General features: G+C 40.9%; 13 protein-coding genes. 6 read left to right on the forward strand and 7 right to left on the reverse strand.

Annotated elements, in window-relative coordinates; translation table 11 throughout:
- Window positions 1-4: 4 nt before the first annotated feature.
- The 3 genes from CSV70_RS12480 (at window position 5) to CSV70_RS12490 (ending at window position 3,416) form a co-directional block, all read left to right on the forward strand.
- On the forward strand, window positions 5-847 hold the full coding sequence (locus CSV70_RS12480; protein WP_085132372.1) for a YitT family protein: 843 nt from the start codon (window positions 5-7) through the stop codon (window positions 845-847).
- A gap of 349 nt (window positions 848-1,196) precedes the next feature.
- Complete coding sequence (locus CSV70_RS12485) at window positions 1,197-2,729, forward strand: AbgT family transporter (protein WP_085132371.1); 1,533 nt, start codon at window positions 1,197-1,199, stop codon at window positions 2,727-2,729.
- A gap of 117 nt (window positions 2,730-2,846) precedes the next feature.
- The gene (locus tag CSV70_RS12490) at window positions 2,847-3,416 is read left to right on the forward strand and encodes a nitroreductase family protein (protein WP_099629386.1); all 570 of its coding nucleotides are present in this window, start codon (window positions 2,847-2,849) and stop codon (window positions 3,414-3,416) included.
- 111 nt (window positions 3,417-3,527) lie between these two features.
- On the opposite strand, the gene CSV70_RS12495 is transcribed toward CSV70_RS12490, so the two are convergent.
- The gene (locus CSV70_RS12495) at window positions 3,528-5,066 is read right to left on the reverse strand and encodes a BCCT family transporter (protein ID WP_198166120.1); all 1,539 of its coding nucleotides are present in this window, start codon (window positions 5,064-5,066) and stop codon (window positions 3,528-3,530) included.
- A gap of 515 nt (window positions 5,067-5,581) precedes the next feature.
- On the opposite strand from CSV70_RS12495, the gene yedE reads away from it, so the two are divergent.
- Complete coding sequence (yedE, locus tag CSV70_RS12500; protein WP_099627816.1) at window positions 5,582-6,790, forward strand: selenium metabolism membrane protein YedE/FdhT; 1,209 nt, start codon at window positions 5,582-5,584, stop codon at window positions 6,788-6,790.
- Complete coding sequence (yedF, locus tag CSV70_RS12505) at window positions 6,780-7,019, forward strand: sulfurtransferase-like selenium metabolism protein YedF (RefSeq protein ID WP_099627815.1); 240 nt, start codon at window positions 6,780-6,782, stop codon at window positions 7,017-7,019. The genes yedE and yedF overlap by 11 nt, the downstream gene beginning before the upstream one ends.
- Before the next feature lie 62 nt (window positions 7,020-7,081).
- On the opposite strand, the gene CSV70_RS12510 is transcribed toward yedF, so the two are convergent.
- From CSV70_RS12510 to CSV70_RS12535, 6 genes are all read right to left on the reverse strand, one after another.
- Window positions 7,082-8,704, reverse strand: a complete 1,623-nt coding sequence (locus CSV70_RS12510; RefSeq protein WP_085132366.1) for a BCCT family transporter — start codon at window positions 8,702-8,704, stop codon at window positions 7,082-7,084.
- A gap of 110 nt (window positions 8,705-8,814) precedes the next feature.
- Complete coding sequence (locus tag CSV70_RS12515) at window positions 8,815-9,897, reverse strand: tartrate dehydrogenase (RefSeq protein ID WP_099627836.1); 1,083 nt, start codon at window positions 9,895-9,897, stop codon at window positions 8,815-8,817.
- A 17-nt stretch (window positions 9,898-9,914) separates the two neighbouring features.
- A complete protein-coding gene (locus CSV70_RS12520; protein ID WP_099661104.1) occupies window positions 9,915-11,360 on the reverse strand; it encodes an aldehyde dehydrogenase family protein in 1,446 nt (481 codons plus the stop codon).
- On the reverse strand, window positions 11,353-12,447 hold the full coding sequence (locus CSV70_RS12525) for an aromatic ring-hydroxylating oxygenase subunit alpha (protein ID WP_085132364.1): 1,095 nt from the start codon (window positions 12,445-12,447) through the stop codon (window positions 11,353-11,355). The genes CSV70_RS12520 and CSV70_RS12525 overlap by 8 nt, the downstream gene beginning before the upstream one ends.
- Window positions 12,448-12,494: 47 nt before the next feature.
- On the reverse strand, window positions 12,495-12,743 hold the full coding sequence (locus CSV70_RS12530) for a ferredoxin (protein WP_085132363.1): 249 nt from the start codon (window positions 12,741-12,743) through the stop codon (window positions 12,495-12,497).
- 25 nt (window positions 12,744-12,768) lie between these two features.
- Complete coding sequence (locus CSV70_RS12535; protein WP_085132362.1) at window positions 12,769-13,803, reverse strand: NAD(P)/FAD-dependent oxidoreductase; 1,035 nt, start codon at window positions 13,801-13,803, stop codon at window positions 12,769-12,771.
- A 249-nt stretch (window positions 13,804-14,052) separates the two neighbouring features.
- Here CSV70_RS12535 and CSV70_RS12540 point away from each other — a divergent pair, with 249 nt between their 5' ends.
- A complete protein-coding gene (locus CSV70_RS12540; protein WP_085132361.1) occupies window positions 14,053-15,417 on the forward strand; it encodes a sigma-54 interaction domain-containing protein in 1,365 nt (454 codons plus the stop codon).
- The last annotated feature ends 367 nt before the right edge of the window (window positions 15,418-15,784 follow it).

Below are 15,784 nucleotides of genomic sequence, written 5' to 3' on the forward strand. Positions count from 1 at the left end.
TTGAATGGAACGAAGACTACTTGATTACACCACTTTGATTTTAGGGTCATTCCTATTCGCAATTGGTATTAACTACTTTGCGATTCCGAATATGCTATCTGAAGGCGGCGTCATCGGGATTACTATTATTACATACTATTTATTCGAATGGTCACCTGGACTTGTCAGCTTCATCATCAACTTAGCACTCGTTGCAATCGGGTACAAATTCTTCAGTAAACGGACGATTCTCTATACGGTCATCACTATCATATTCTCATCCATTTTCCTTGAGCTGACGAAGAATTGGGGAGAACAGTTAGGTAGCGATACATTACTGGCTGCGTTGTTTGCTGGTTTATTTGTTGGTGGTGGTCTCGGAATGATCTTTCGTGTTGGCGGTACTTCTGGAGGTGCGACTACAGTGGCACGGATGCTTCAGCAATGGCTCGGCTGGAGCGTCGGGAAAGCAATGTTAGTCATCGACATTTCTGTCATCTTATTATCGGCTTTTGTAATCGGTAAAGAAAAAGCAATGTTTACACTCGTTGCTGTTTACGTGGGTGCAAAAGTGATCGACAAAATCGTCGACGGGGCAGATGATCGAAAAGCTGTGATGATCATTTCGAAACACCAAGAAGACATTCGTCAAGAATTACTCACTACGATGGGCAGAGGTGTGACGATTCTCGATGGACGTGGCGGCTATACGCTCGAGAAACAAGCGATTTTATATATTATTATCAACCAAGCTGAAATTGTTCAATTGCGACGTATTTTGGAACAGGTAGATGAAGATGCATACGTTACAATCAATAATGTACAAGAAATTTTTAAGCGTGGATTTAAGGAAAGGCCACTAAAATAAATTGTTGCCACAGTCTTTGGAAGGGCCGATAAAGTTATCGCTACTAATTATGGTTCCTGCTTCGCAAGCAAGAAGGCATATATTTTACTTACTTGGAGGATATTGGTAATTAGTGTGAAGTTATACTAAATGATTAGCACACGCCTACCTATTATTTTATTTGGTAGGTTTTTTCTTTAGTTTTTATACTATTCACCCTCCTCGCAAGAGTCGCAACTATCTTCCAATTTAATTATTTCAATAAAGCATTTCCCTGTAATGAGTTCTTCTATATACTTGATAATATCTGAAAAATTTATACTTTTTCGTGATGTATTGAATAGTATTTTTCAAGTGGGAGGAGATTATCATGGATCAACAGAAAAAAGGATTTTTCCAAAAGTTTTTGGATATGATTGAGAAAACTGGTAACCGATTACCACATCCGGTTACGTTATTTGCTGTTTTGGCTTTGTTGGTAATCGTCATCTCAGCAGTAGTCTCTTACTTCGGAGTTAGTGCAGAACATCCGGGTAAAGAAGGCGAAATGATTGAAGTAAATAACTTACTAAGTAGTGAAGGTATTCATTACATCATTACGAATATGACCGATAACTTCATCGGGTTCGCTCCGCTTGGCGTCGTACTCATCACGATGCTTGGAATTGGTGTTGCGGAAGGCTCAGGATTGATCAGCGCGTTACTTCGCGGCTTTGTAATGTCTGTTCCAAAACGAATGATCACGCTTGGATTAGTGTTTGCAGGCGTTATGTCGAGTGTGGCGTCTGACGCGGGCTATGTTGTCCTACCGCCACTAGGTGCGGTATTGTTTGCAGCACTTGGTAGACACCCTCTTGCGGGTCTAGCAGCTGCCTTTGCCGGGGTCTCCGGTGGATTTAGTGCAAACTTGTTACTTTCTGGTACCGATGCATTACTTGGCGAATTGACGATCATGTCAGCAGCGATCATCAATCCCGAATATGCAGAAGGTATGAATATTGCCATGAACTACTACTTCATCGCATTTTCAGTTATCGTTCTGACATTCGTTGGTGCGTGGGTCACAGAAAAAATTGTCGAGCCACGTCTTGGCGAATATAACGGTGAATTCCGTGAGAAAGTTGAAAAGCTAACTCGTCTTGAAAAGAAAGGTTTGATTTTGGCAGGTGTTTCTGTCATTGTTGCAGGAGCGTTGGTTGCGCTTCTTGTCGTATTCCCTGGTGCTCCATTGCGTGGGGATGAAGCAGATATGCCAATCATCAAATCACCATTCATGAAATCACTTGTGCCGATCATTGCGTTCTTGTTCTTTGTGCCGGGTCTTGTCTACGGTAGAGTAACGAAACTGATTCGTAACGACAAAGATGTAGCCGCTATGATGTCCACAACGATGTCTGCAATGGGAATGTTTATCGTATTGTCCTTCACGGCAAGTCAGTTCGTTGCATTTTTCTCAGAGTCCAACATGGGCTTAGTGTTAGGTGTCTACGGTGCAAACTTCCTTGATAGTATTAATTTAACGGGGATTCCGTTGTTACTGATGTTCATCCTAATTGCAGCATTCATCAACTTGTTCATCGGTAGTGCATCTGCGAAATGGGCCATGATGGCACCCGTCTTCGTGCCAATAATGATGCAGCTCGGCTATTCCCCTGAACTGACGCAAATGGCATATCGTGTAGCAGATTCTTCAACCAATATTATTTCACCGCTTATGACTTATTTTGCGATCATTATTGCGTTTGCGCAGAAGTACGATAAGAAAATGGGGATTGGAACGCTCGTTTCCGTTATGTTCCCTTATTCCATGTTCTTCTTACTATTCTGGAGCGCAACATTAATTATTTGGATGTTGCTAGGAATTGATCTCGGACCTGGCTCCCCTATTTATTATTTGAAATAAGATCATCATTACCCCGGAAGAGCATCCTTTGCTCTCCCGGGGTTTTTTATGATACGATAGTAGTTGATAATGATTTTCATTTAGAATGATTCTATTTAGTTAAAGGAGTTTTACATTATGAGCTATGTAGGGAAAAACGAAGTAGAAAAGTCGATCATAGGCAGACGCTCCATTAAGAAATTCAAAACAGATCCAGTTGATATAGATGAAGTGATCGAATTACTGAATGTTGCAAAGTGGGCACCTAACCATAAATTGACTCAACCATGGCGTTTTCAGTTATACTCAGGCGCTGGCAAGGAAAAGTTTGTGGAAGCGTTTCTAGCTTCACAGGAACGAGACGGTACCTTACCAGACAAAGCTAAAAACAAAGCAGCATATTTCCGTGACATTCCACTTCACTTAGTCGTCATTATGCCGGAAGATTCCCGTAAAAAACGATGGGATGAAGACTATGCAGCAATTTCCGCAATGGTTCAGAACTTCCAACTCGCTGCGTGGGAACGCGGTATCGGTATGATCTGGCGCACTAATGATTGGACGCACGATCCTATATTTAAAGATGCAATCGATGTAACACCAGACGAAAAAATTGTTGGGACATTGATGATTGGCTACCCTGCCCATATTCCTGATGCTGAGAATAGGAAGGACATAGAGGAAGTACTTACTATTATCAATGAATGATTTCCAGTTAAATAGCGGAGCCCCCCATCGCCTGCTTGTCCGTACATGGCAAGCAAGAAATGAGGGGCTCTTTTATTGATACAACAAAATTTTATTTATTACATGGATTACTTACTTTTTGACTATCCCTTGCTCAACTGCTAGCTCTTTGGCTACCTTAGGAGCATACCAAATAACAGGAAGTAATAGAATAGATACCGGGACGGCCGCGATGACTACAAAGGACTGTAACGCTCCAATTCCACCCCCGCCAATCTTTATAAGTATCGTGGCAATTGTCGCCATGATAATAACCCAAAATACACGAATTAATTTTGGTGGATTTCCCTCACCTGTTACGGCCATTGAAATTGAGTAAGACATGGAATCCACCGTAGTCACCACAAACAAAGTGGTTAGTATCAAGAAAACAGACGGCATGATAGTTCCAAGTGGCATCTGCTCTGCTATGGCAATAATTGCACTAGGTAAGCCGCCTTCAGTTAACGGTTCACTCACAGACCCCGCATTTTTCAACTCATAGAATATACCGCTTCCTCCTAGAATTGTGAACCAAAGATTGGCTACAACGGGTGCAATAATGGCGACTACAACAAATATCTCTCTGATCTTTCTTCCATTGGAGATCCTCGCTACGAATAGCGCCACTAACGGCCCAAATCCGATAAACCAACCGAAGAAAAATAACATCCATGAGCCAAGCCACGCATTGTCCCCGCGAAATGTACTGATAGTAATAAATTCACTGACATACGTTCCATAAGAAGTCAGGAAAGAGTTGATGATGAATAGCCCCGGCCCGAGCAATAATAGAAATACAGCGATTACTGCTACCATATTGACATTCAGCTTACTTAAAAATTGAATTCCTCTATTGATGCCGGTAAGTGTGGAAACTAGAACAACTCCAGTTAAAATAACGATGACAGCGAGCTGTGTAGTAAATTGGTCGGGAATTCCGAAAATAGAACTGAGCCCATAGCTAACTTGTAAACCAAGGAAGCCGATCGGACCAATCGTTCCTGCCGCAGCTCCGATTATACAAAACACGTCTGCCGCTGTGCCCCATTTACTTGTCAAGATTTTTTCTTTCAAAATAGGATACAGGAGAGTGCGGGGTTTCAAAGGCATTCCTTTATGCTTGTGCGCATAAATCAGTATGATTGCACTGATCGCCCCATACACTGACCATGCAGTAAACCCCCATGACATATAACTTTGGGCTAGTGCAGGACCGATTGCTTCTTCTGTCCCTCCTGTGATTCCTTTATGCATGGGAGGGACGTCCAAAAAGTAATACATAGGCTCTGCTGCCGCCCAAAAAACTCCTCCCGCTCCAAGTCCAGTAGTCAAAATAACCGCTACCCACTTAAAATAACTCATTTCAGGTTTTTGAGAATCTCCTAAACGTACTTTTCCGTACTTGGATATGGCTAAAACTGCTCCGACTACGAAAGTCGCAATCATTAAGAACTGCCAATAAGCTCCAAAATAGCGAATAGATAATTCAAATCCCTTATTCACAAATGCATTTACCGCTTCCACTTTAAAAAGTGAAAACAACACAAATGCCAACAATACTCCTCCACTACATATAAACACCGGCCAATCAATCTTTTTACGTATGAACTGCCAATACTCTTCTATTATATTTCTCCTCCGTTCTATTTCTAAAGCTCTCTCGACCCGTCATAACCTGGCGATTGTTAGTAAAAGTATCGTCCGCGTCAGCAGTCCGTATACCATACTATGATTTCATCTGCTTCAACCCCGGTATGACAGCACTCGGTAAAAAGTACACCATATTCCCTTCCGGTTATGTCCAAGTACAGGAACGTAATGAAGAAAAACTGTTCCCGTACTAAAATAGATATCATCATTACAGACACATTCAAATTCTCGTTATGCTCTTCCTCAAAAGAACCTACGTTACAGACTATAACCTTGTTTTAAAATTGTCAACTTAACATATATATCAAATTAATCTGTTAACAATCTTTATTTCTCTTTGTTTTAAAGTGAAATGCTTAGGCTACACATCATTACATTTGATCGAATACCATAGTCTATTATGCCGAGTTTTTGAATAAACTTTATTCACATTGCACTTGATTTCTCGTCATTTAGGTTTACACTAGAAAAAGAACTTTTTAAGGGGCTATCATATGAAATCGAGCATACAATTTATCTTTCAACGCTATTGGAATCCCTATCTCGTCTTATTGATGGCTGGTATTCTGAGTGCATTATATTTTGGCTTAACATCAACTGTATGGGCGGTTACCGGTGAATTTACCCGGCTTGGTGGAGATATTTTACTGCTGTTCGGAGTAGATATCTCAGACTGGCAATACTTTGATATGGTACATCTACAAGGTACAACGTGGAATCGGCCGGATGGCTGGATTGTCTGGGGAATGTTTGCAGGCGCGCTCATTATGGTGTTGCTTAGTAATAGCTTTAAAATCCGTCTCCCGCAGCAAAAGCGGCGCTATGTACAAGGATTAATCGGTGGAATTATCGCGGGATTCGGTGCACGTTTGGCACTCGGCTGTAACTTGGCTGCTTTCTTCACGGGTGTTCCGCAATTTTCCTTCCACTCTTGGATTTTCATTGTAGCGACAGGTATTGGTACATTCTTCGGTGCTAAACTAACTAAAACACGCTGGTGGAAAGGCAAGCCTTCGTTGATTCGAGGGAATGCAAAGCCAACACAGCTAAAAAAGCGTATAATTCAACCGTACGTTGGTGGAGTCATCGCCGCTCTTTACATCGGACTCATAATATACTTCTTTATTTCAGGACAAAAACTACTTGGCTTAGGTGCACTATTTGGTCTCGCATTCGGTATTCTAATCGAACGTGGACAAATTTGTTTCACTTCTGCATTCCGTGATTTATTTCTCGTGGGACGCAGCATCATGGCGAAGGCGATCATCATAGGAATGGCCGTCAGTTCTATTTTGACGATCATTGTCATTTCAATCTATGATTTAACACCGATCACACAAATCGCCGCTCTTAGCACATTTGTCGGCGGTGCATTATTCGGACTTGGCATTGTTATGGCTTCAGGCTGTGAAACAGGGATGATGTACCGCTTGATGGAAGGTCAAATACTGTTTTTACCAGTGTTTGTGGGCAATATCATCGGTGCTACATTCCTTGCCTATGCATGGGATCACCTCGGTGTTTATAATGTATTAGTCAAGAGTGGCACGAAAATCAATCTACTTGATACGCTGGGACCGATTGGTGCCATCTCTATCACACTGTTAATGCTTGGGGGGCTCTATGCGTTAACTGTATTTGGGGAAAAACGCTATCAACGAAAACTAGCAATTAAGAGAGGAATGAGCATACATGCAAGCTAAATTAGAAGCGGACTTCACACTCGACCTTCGCGGCGAATCCTGTCCCTACCCTGTTATTTACACTTTGGAAACTCTCGAAGGTATGAATAAAGGCGAGCTGCTACAAGTCATCACCGATTGCCCCGGCTCTTTCCGCAACGTACCCGAAGAAGCAATTGCTCACGGTTACAAATTTGCCCAAGACCCTGTTAAAAACGGACAAGAATATATATTTCATATTTACGCATGAGAAAAGGCAGCTTCCTGTGAATGGGAGCTGCCTTTTCATTCTCAAAACTGAAAATCGCAAATCTAAATCAAGTTTTCTTTTTCAATGACTTTGGCTGTCTTTTTATTCTTCGTACCTCTTTCAATAGTGATTTCAACAGTTTGTTCTTCTGGTTCTTCATATGGCGCTCCCTCATAAATATGGATGCCATCTCTTTCACCTTGGCGCACCCACTTCATGAATGACGCAACCATTAATAGTATGATAAAGACCAGAGGTAATGCCGTAATGATGGATAGAGTCTGTAGAGCCTCTAAGCCGTCGCCATACATTAAAACAATTGAGATGCTTGTTAAGATGATTCCCCAGAATACACGGTACCATCTTGCTGGCTCTTGACCTTCCTGTAAGTTTATAGACGCCACGTCTGACAATGTATAGGCAGCCGAGTTGACAGTAGTCGCAAGGAAGATAGCTGCAATCAGCAAGTATAGTACCATGACAATCCCACCAAGTGGTAATGCATTTAAAGAAGCTAAGATGGCAGCAGGAGCCCCATCTTTCTGAAGGATATCCAGTACAGGAACGATGTTATTCATTTGAAAATACATACTCGTGTTTCCGAAGATCGCGAAGGCAATCCAACAGCCAAATGTTCCACCTAGTAACTGTCCTAGAATTAATCCCTTAATCGAACGACCTTTCGAAATACGGGCGGCAAACATGCCGGTGAAAGGTGCGTAAGAGAACCACCATCCCCAGTAAAAGAGTGTCCAAGTCTCACTGAAACCTGATTTCCCAACAGGGTCTGTATACAAACTCATTCTAAAGAAGTTTTGGAACAGTACACCGACACTGTCTGTAAAGCTTGAGATAATAAAGAGTGTAGGTCCAAAAATAAAGATAAAAACTGCAATTGCGATATAGAGATACAGATTCCAGTCGCTTAATAACTTCAATCCTTTTTTCAACCCGAAATAAAGGCAGATACAGAAGAATACCATTAAAGTTACAACAATCGACAAATTCAATGTAAGCGTTTTCTCAACGCCGAAAAGAGCATGCACTCCTTCAGCTAACAATGGTGTTCCCAGAGCTAAAGATGTCCCAATGCCACCGATCAGACCGAACATGAAGCATACGTCAATCACTTTGCCAAGTAAGCCATCTGCTTTATCCCCTATGATGCCTCGGCAAGCCGTACTCAGTCGATAAGACTTTTGACCTTTGACGTATACTGCATATGCGATAGGAATGGAAGGTACACAATAAATAGCCCAAGCTGAAAAGCCCCAATGAAACATTCCATATGTAGAAGCAAAACTTGCGGCCTCAACGGACTCAGCTGTAATGCCATATGGAGGACTGGTATAATAAAAGCCCCATTCGATAATCCCCCAATACATAATACCTGACCCAATGCCCGCAGTAAAAATTAATGCTAACCAGCTAAAAGTTGAAAACTCCGGCTTCGTGTTCCCCAATCGAATCTTACCAAATTTACTGAAAGCAAGCCAAATCAAAAAGCCGAATAACCCCAAACAAACCCATAAATAAAGAGGACCGAAGTTTGCGGTGATCGAATTTAGAACCGAGTTTAAAAAAGAGGTTCCTTTAACAGGATTGATTAAAATAGGTACAGTCAGTATTGCAACTATTGACAAGGCAATGGCCAATATCTGTTTATCAATTGTCTCGAATCTCATATATACACTCCTTGTAACCCTCTGTGATTCAATCTAATTTCATTAATGGATCTCTTGAGTCGTACATTGTAATAAAACTATCGGTGTTGAAAAACACCGATAGGTTATAGTTAAACACGCGCCGTAATTGATTGCTCCAATAAAGTAATCAAACGATCGCCTACCTCCGAAGTGGAAGAACTTCCTTGCATATCAGGCGTTAAAACTTTATCTTCAACCAATAGTTGTTCTATGGCTTCTATTATCTTTTTTCCATACTGATCGTAACCGAAATGATCCAACATTTGACTTGCTGACCAGATAGTAGCTAGAGGATTCCCAACGCCTCTTCCTGCAATATCAGGAGCTGAGCCATGTACCGGTTCAAACATAGAAGGGAATGTGCCTTCAGGATTAATGTTCGCACCTGCTGCTAAACCAATGCCGCCTGCAATTGCTGCTCCAACATCCGTTAAAATATCGCCAAACAAATTCGAAGTGACAACTACTTCAAAACGTTTGGGATCAGTGATCATGAGCATCGCAGCAGCATCCACTAAATAAGAAGCTGTTTTGACTTCCGGATATTCTGCACTCACTTCTTCAAATACTTGATCCCAGAAAACCATTGAATAGTTTAAAGCGTTTGCTTTACTGATACTTGTTAAGCTGCGTCCTTGTTTTTTGGCCGTCTCGAAAGCATAGCGAATGATTCGCTCTGTACCTTTTCGAGAGAATACACCACTTTGTAGAACCACTTCATGCTCTTGACCTTTAAATAGCCAATCACCAGCACCCGAATATTCACCTTCTGTATTTTCACGAATGAACAGCATATCAATATCTTTGCGTTCGATATTCTGCAGTGGGGTATGTGCCCCTTCGAGCAACGTCACAGGACGTATATTGACATACTGATCGAAACTCTTACGGATAATCAACAAGAGATCCCACAAGGAAATGTGATCAGGAACACCTGGGAAACCAACTGCCCCTAAATAGATAGCATCGAATTCCTTTAGCTGCTCAATGCCATCTTCCGCCATCATCCGTCCTTGTTGTGTGTAATATTCACAACCCCATGGGAAATACGTGAAATCAAATGTGAAGCCGCCATCTAGTTCAGCAGTTTTCTTTAAAACCTTAATCCCCTCGTCAATAACTTCAGGGCCAATACCATCTCCTGCAATAACTGCAATTTTATACGTTTTCATTTTCAAATCCACCACTTTCATCCTTGATTCCAGACGACGAGTTTCATTTCTGTCATTTCTTCAATGGCATATTTCAGGCCTTCTCGTCCTGTTCCGCTCTCTTTCACACCGCCGTAAGGCATTTGGTCCACTCGATAGGTAGGCACATCATTGATAATCACGCCACCCACTTCCAAGTTTTTCGAAACATATAGAGCATGTTGTACATTATTTGTATAGATTCCCGCTTGTAAACCGAAACGAGAGTCATTGACTAACTCAACAGCTGTTTGCACGGAATCTACTTTATTCACCACGACAATTGGCGCAAACACTTCTTGGCAAGAAACTTTTAGTGCATGATCTGCATGTGCAATGATTGTAGGCTCCAAGACACCGTTTTGCGCATTGCCGCCTGCAAGAATTTCTGCATCACTTTTCTTTGTTTCTTCAATCCAGCTAAGTGTACGTTCCAATTCTTTCTTTGAAATCAACGATGAAATATACGTATCTTCTGCAAGCGGATCGCCTAACTTCAACTGTTTGGCAGCAGCCGCAAATTTAGTCGTGAATTCTTCGTAAAGATCTTCGTGAACGTAGATTCGTTGTGTTGAAATACATACTTGACCTTGATTCGAGAAAGCTCCCATAATACAGCGATCGATAATAGAGTCAATATCTATGTCTTTATCTATGATCAACGCAGAGTTAGATCCTAATTCCAATGTCGTCTTCTTCAGTCCAGCTTTATTGCTGATTCCGATTCCGACACTTGGACTTCCAGTAAACGTGACCATTTTAACACGCTCATCCATGACAAGAACGTCACCGATCACACCACCTGGTCCCGTGATGACATTTAGCACACCCGCCGGAAGACCAGCATCTTTAAATACTTCTGCGATGAATAAGGCAGATAAAGGGGTTTGAGATGCCGGTTTTAAGACGATTGGGTTCCCAGCAGCGATTGCGGGCCCAACTTTATGCGCCACTAAATTCATCGGGAAGTTAAATGGTGTAATGGCAGCGATTACACCGATCGGTTCACGTAATGTATACCCAATGCGTCCTACACCGCCTGAAGCAGCATCAAATGGAATCGTTTCTCCATGGATACGTTTTGCTTCTTCTGCAGCGAATTTATATGTCTCGATTGTTCTTAACACTTCAGCTCTTGCAAACATGATGGGCTTCGCAGATTCACTTGAAATGACTTTCGCAGCCTCTTCCGTTCTCTCAGCTAGTATACTTGCAACATTTTCTAATATTTCGGCACGTTTAAACGCTGGCATGTTACCGATAATTTTTCTAGCATTATACGCAGCTTCAATTGCTTGTTCAGTCAGTGCTTGATCCGCCATAGCAATATCAGCAATTTTTTTATTAGAGTATGGGGAATATAGTGGGGCATAATTTGGTGCTTCTACATATTCCCCGTTGATCATTAATTGTTTATTAGTTGTTCTATCAAGTAATTTATTCATTGAGCGCCTCCAGAACCATTTCATGGAATTGTACGATTGCTTGTTCAGATTGTGAGTAGCGGCCTTTCTTGAATGCACGTGATTTGAAGCCGAGTTGCTCTAATTCAACCAATTCGATATCTTCAAAGCGAACTTGCTCCGCGAACGTCATTAAGTCTTTCTCTTCCTGAGTCAATTTCTCCAAGCTGTCTTCGCTAAAGTAATACGTATAAACGATTTCAGTATTTTCTTCATCGATCGGGACTAACTGAATAGTAGCCATATTTGCAGGTCCCGGATAAATTGTCAGCATCAAGTTTGGCCATAACCAGAAGAATGACCCACCTTGCATTTCCGCTTCATCTAGATTTACTTCTCCGTATTGCTTATCAGGCTTCACCATAGAACCTTGGATTGAATAGTTCTCACACGTAATGATTTGATAATCATCCATGTCTAAAGTGTCAATAAAACTTGGATGCGCTACGTGACAATGATCACATTCAAGATAGTTTTCAATAAACGCTTTCCAGTTTGCTTTAATATGACGGGACTTCTTGTGAGTAAACTGTAAATTCTTCAAGAATTCAAACTTTCCTAGACGATCGAAGAAATCGCCATATGATTCAGCCAATGGTTTTGCGTTGTCATCCAAATTAACAAAAATCAAAGACTCAATTACTTCCATTCTGACGGAACGCAAGCACGCGTCTTGAACGCAAGCAGCATCTTCTTCGCTACGGAAGTTCGGTGCTTTGTTTAAAGCCCCATCTGTTTTAAATGTCCAGCCATGATACGAGCATTGTAGAATTTTCTTTTTGCCCGAATCACTTTTCTCCAGTTTCGTTGCTCTGTGAGGACAAACATTATAGAACGCGCGTAGGACTTCATCTGTTCCGCGAATAATGATAAGTGGGTCATCACCAATCTCAGCAGTAAAAAATGCACCTTTTTTCTCAACTTGGCTAACATGGCCGACTAATTGCCAACTCTTTGCAAAAATCATTTCTTTTTCTTTTTTCAGCACCTCTGGATCCGTAAATAGATTGTAAGGCATCGTTCTCTCGAAAGTTCTTTCCGTTGCGTTCTGTACTTTATTATAAGCCATTTTTCATTCTCCTTCAGAGTTATATTTTACAATTCATTTTTATTTCATTAACTAGCTTTAATCTTCTGACAGGAAAACGGTGTATCTGCCATTTTGATAGAGTTGGTCGGACAACCTTCAAACGCGTCTTCCAAATCCTCAATCAAATCTTCTGGAACTTCCGTAACCCCTTCATTGTCATCCAATAATGCAAAAGCAAATCCATCAGCAGTGTAGTCAAATAGTTCAGGAGCAACAGGATTACATGCTCCACAAGCGATACATGTACTTCGCTCCACCATTGTAAATTGCGCCATTTCCTAGCCTCCTATCTAAAATTAATCAGTTGACTCCAACTTTCACTTTCTTTGGTACTTCCTCCGCTTCCCCCATAACGCTAGTACTGTGTAGAGGTTGCATTTTTGCAGTCGGATCTATATATACTTTTGCGCTACTCACCGCAACAGGCGCTTCTCCAAAACCTGATGCAATTAGCTTAACTTTTCCTTCATATGTGCAAATATCGCCCACTGCGTAAAGGCCTTCAATATTCGTTTCCATTTTTGAATTTACCACTATAGAGTTTTTATCTATTTCAAGATTCCAGTCTTTGATAGGGCCCAATGATGAAACAAAACCATAATTGATCAATACGTCATCGACTTCGAGCTCTACTAACTCATCTGTTTTCGAATGCTTGATGATAACCTTTTCAACTTTCTCGTCTCCCACCAATTCAACTGGAACAAATGGTGTCAAACAATTCACGCTGGATTGTTTCAACAATTCTACGCTATGTTCATGTGCTCGAAACTTATCTCTCCGATGAATAATGGAAGCCCTTTCAGCAATCGGCTCAAGCATCAATGCCCAATCTACTGCTGAATCTCCTCCACCAAACAAAGCCACTTTCTTGCCCTGGAACTGATTCATATTCTGAACGAAGTAATGAATATTTTGATTTTTGAACTTCTCTTCACTCTCGATTTCCATTTTCCTTGCTTGAAAAGCTCCGTTACCAGCAGTGATAATAATTGTTCGAGAATAATGTACCCCACTATTTGTAGTCAATTTGAAAACACCGTCATGTTCTTTTAAGACTTCCGTTACCGTCTCACCTAAGCAGATAGTAGTCTCAAATTGATTCATTTGTTCAACCAGATTGTCTACTAGCTCCTGAGCTCTAACTTTAGGAAAGCCCGCAATATCATAAATATATTTTTCGGGATATAATGCAGAAAGTTGACCGCCTAGTTGTGGTAAACTTTCAATAACTTTTACAGACATTTGTCGAAGTCCTGCATAAAACGCAGTGAATAAGCCGACTGGTCCTCCCCCAATAATTGTTATATCGCTAACTTCGGCTGCTCTGTTCATATTGTGCCTCCTTGTTGTCATTTTTATATATGGTTACCGGGCAATCAGGGAATTCCCTCATCCTTGCCGCGTTACTAAATACTATTGCAAGTATCGTGCCAACTTTTGAGATTGGCATGGGAATAAGATTGTTATCGTCTTTTTTACAAAACGCTGGTACAATTGAGTCACAATTGAATCAATTGTAAACCGAAAGTATATAAATATTCTCAAAATTGACTCACAAAAATAACAGGAAGGTGAAATAGTATGTCCCATGAGAACGAACAAGTGAAAATGGATCTTTCCTTGGAATCATTGCTTAACATATTGGATTATTCATCGGATGAAATTTATGTGTTGGATAAAGAAATTAAAATTGTCTATGTAAATCGAAATTGCGAAAAGCATTATGGCATGGTAAAAACTGACGTGCTCGGCAAGTATAATGACGACTTTCTAAACGATGGTTATTGGACCCCTTCTGTAGTGCCACTCGTTCTGGAAAAGAAAACTCCCGTTTCAGTACGCCAACAAACCCATATAGGTGCCGAGTTGCTGACTAGGGCTTTCCCTATATTGAACTCGCACAATGAAATTGAATATATTGTGTGCACAGCAACAGAAATACAGGACTTCAAACGTCTTGTAAAAGAGGAAGAATTGGACTTTACAAACTCACTGGATGATGTTTTTGCAAGTACAATTATTACGAACAACGCGAAAATGCGAAAAATACTACGTTTCTGTGAAAAGGTGGCGCCTACAGATTCTACTATCTTAGTACATGGTCAGTCGGGAACCGGAAAAGGAGTCATCGCTTATCAATTACATAAAATGAGTAAGAGAAAGGATGGTCCTTTCCTTAATGTGAATTGTGCAGCCATTCCAGGGGATTTGCTTGAATCGGAGTTATTCGGTTATACGGCAGGTTCATTTACCGGAGCCAAAAAAGACGGTAAAATTGGTCTATTTGAGGCAGCCGATAGCGGCACCATTTTTTTGGATGAAATAGGTGAGTTGGCTTTGCCTCTACAGGCGAAAGTTCTTCAAGTTATCCAAGATAAAAAATTTATTCCGATTGGTAGCAACGAAAGCAAGACAGTGGATATCCGCATTATTGCTGCAACAAATCAAGACTTACCGAAGATGGTAGAAAATAAAACTTTCCGTGAAGATTTGTTTTATCGACTCAACGTTATTGACATACACATGCCACCATTGAATGAACGCAAAGAAGACATCATCCCTTTAACTTATAGTTTTCTGAATAATTTTAATAATAAATATCACTCTACTAAAATAATTTCTGAAGATTGTTTGAATGTGCTCTATCATTATTCGTGGCCAGGCAATGTGCGACAACTAGAAAACTTAATAGAGCGACTGGTAATTACAAGTGATGCAGTTATCACTACAGAAGATTTACCGGAAGTACTATTGGAAAAAGTAAAAGAAATTCCTGAACTCGCCTATTCCAATTCACTAGAAAAGGCATTAGATAATGTAACAGCTACCATGGTCAGGAGATCCTATCAGAAGTTTGGTTCAACGAGGGGTGTGGCATCCGACCTCCAGATCAGCCAGTCAAAAGCATCTCGACTGATCCGAGATTATTGTCGCGACGAGGAATAACAGAACTATTATCATGGACTTGGCAATAATAAAAAGGCTTCACTCGGCATGAGTAACTTCTTGCCGAGCGTAGCCTTTTATTATTGTTTGTATAGTATTTTCTCTGGAGATTCTATTTTATGGAATGACCAATCAAACAACCATATCTGTTTCGCATATCGTGCAATCCATCGCTTGTCTCCACGCTTAATATTGACGTTTATCAGCACTTACTGTTACCTATAATGCAAGAAAAAACTTCTTTCTCGAACGACAAAATTATATTCACATGTCGCCTTATTTAGAAAGCTTAGCCTGTGGCACTTACTCGATTTCAAAATATAAATTGTGTATTTCACAGATCATCTAAGTGAATATAAAAATCGAA

Source organism: Sporosarcina sp. P25 (assembly GCF_002743235.1).
Taxonomy (GTDB): domain Bacteria; phylum Bacillota; class Bacilli; order Bacillales_A; family Planococcaceae; genus Sporosarcina; species Sporosarcina ureae_B.

Bases quoted from the DNA above. Each gene is read 5' to 3' on its own strand.
- CSV70_RS12485 (WP_085132371.1), top strand. From the start codon at position 1,197: ATGGATCAACAGAAAAAAGGATTTTTCCAAAAGTTTTTGGATATGATT.
- CSV70_RS12515 (WP_099627836.1), bottom strand. From the start codon at position 9,897: ATGAAAACGTATAAAATTGCAGTTATTGCAGGAGATGGTATTGGCCCT.
- yedE (WP_099627816.1), top strand. From the start codon at position 5,582: ATGAAATCGAGCATACAATTTATCTTTCAACGCTATTGGAATCCCTAT.
- CSV70_RS12535 (WP_085132362.1), bottom strand. From the start codon at position 13,803: ATGAACAGAGCAGCCGAAGTTAGCGATATAACAATTATTGGGGGAGGA.
- CSV70_RS12540 (WP_085132361.1), top strand. From the start codon at position 14,053: ATGTCCCATGAGAACGAACAAGTGAAAATGGATCTTTCCTTGGAATCA.
- CSV70_RS12530 (WP_085132363.1), bottom strand. From the start codon at position 12,743: ATGGCGCAATTTACAATGGTGGAGCGAAGTACATGTATCGCTTGTGGA.
- CSV70_RS12520 (WP_099661104.1), bottom strand. From the start codon at position 11,360: ATGAATAAATTACTTGATAGAACAACTAATAAACAATTAATGATCAAC.
- CSV70_RS12525 (WP_085132364.1), bottom strand. From the start codon at position 12,447: ATGGCTTATAATAAAGTACAGAACGCAACGGAAAGAACTTTCGAGAGA.
- CSV70_RS12480 (WP_085132372.1), top strand. From the start codon at position 5: ATGGAACGAAGACTACTTGATTACACCACTTTGATTTTAGGGTCATTC.
- CSV70_RS12510 (WP_085132366.1), bottom strand. From the start codon at position 8,704: ATGAGATTCGAGACAATTGATAAACAGATATTGGCCATTGCCTTGTCA.
- CSV70_RS12490 (WP_099629386.1), top strand. From the start codon at position 2,847: ATGAGCTATGTAGGGAAAAACGAAGTAGAAAAGTCGATCATAGGCAGA.
- yedF (WP_099627815.1), top strand. From the start codon at position 6,780: ATGCAAGCTAAATTAGAAGCGGACTTCACACTCGACCTTCGCGGCGAA.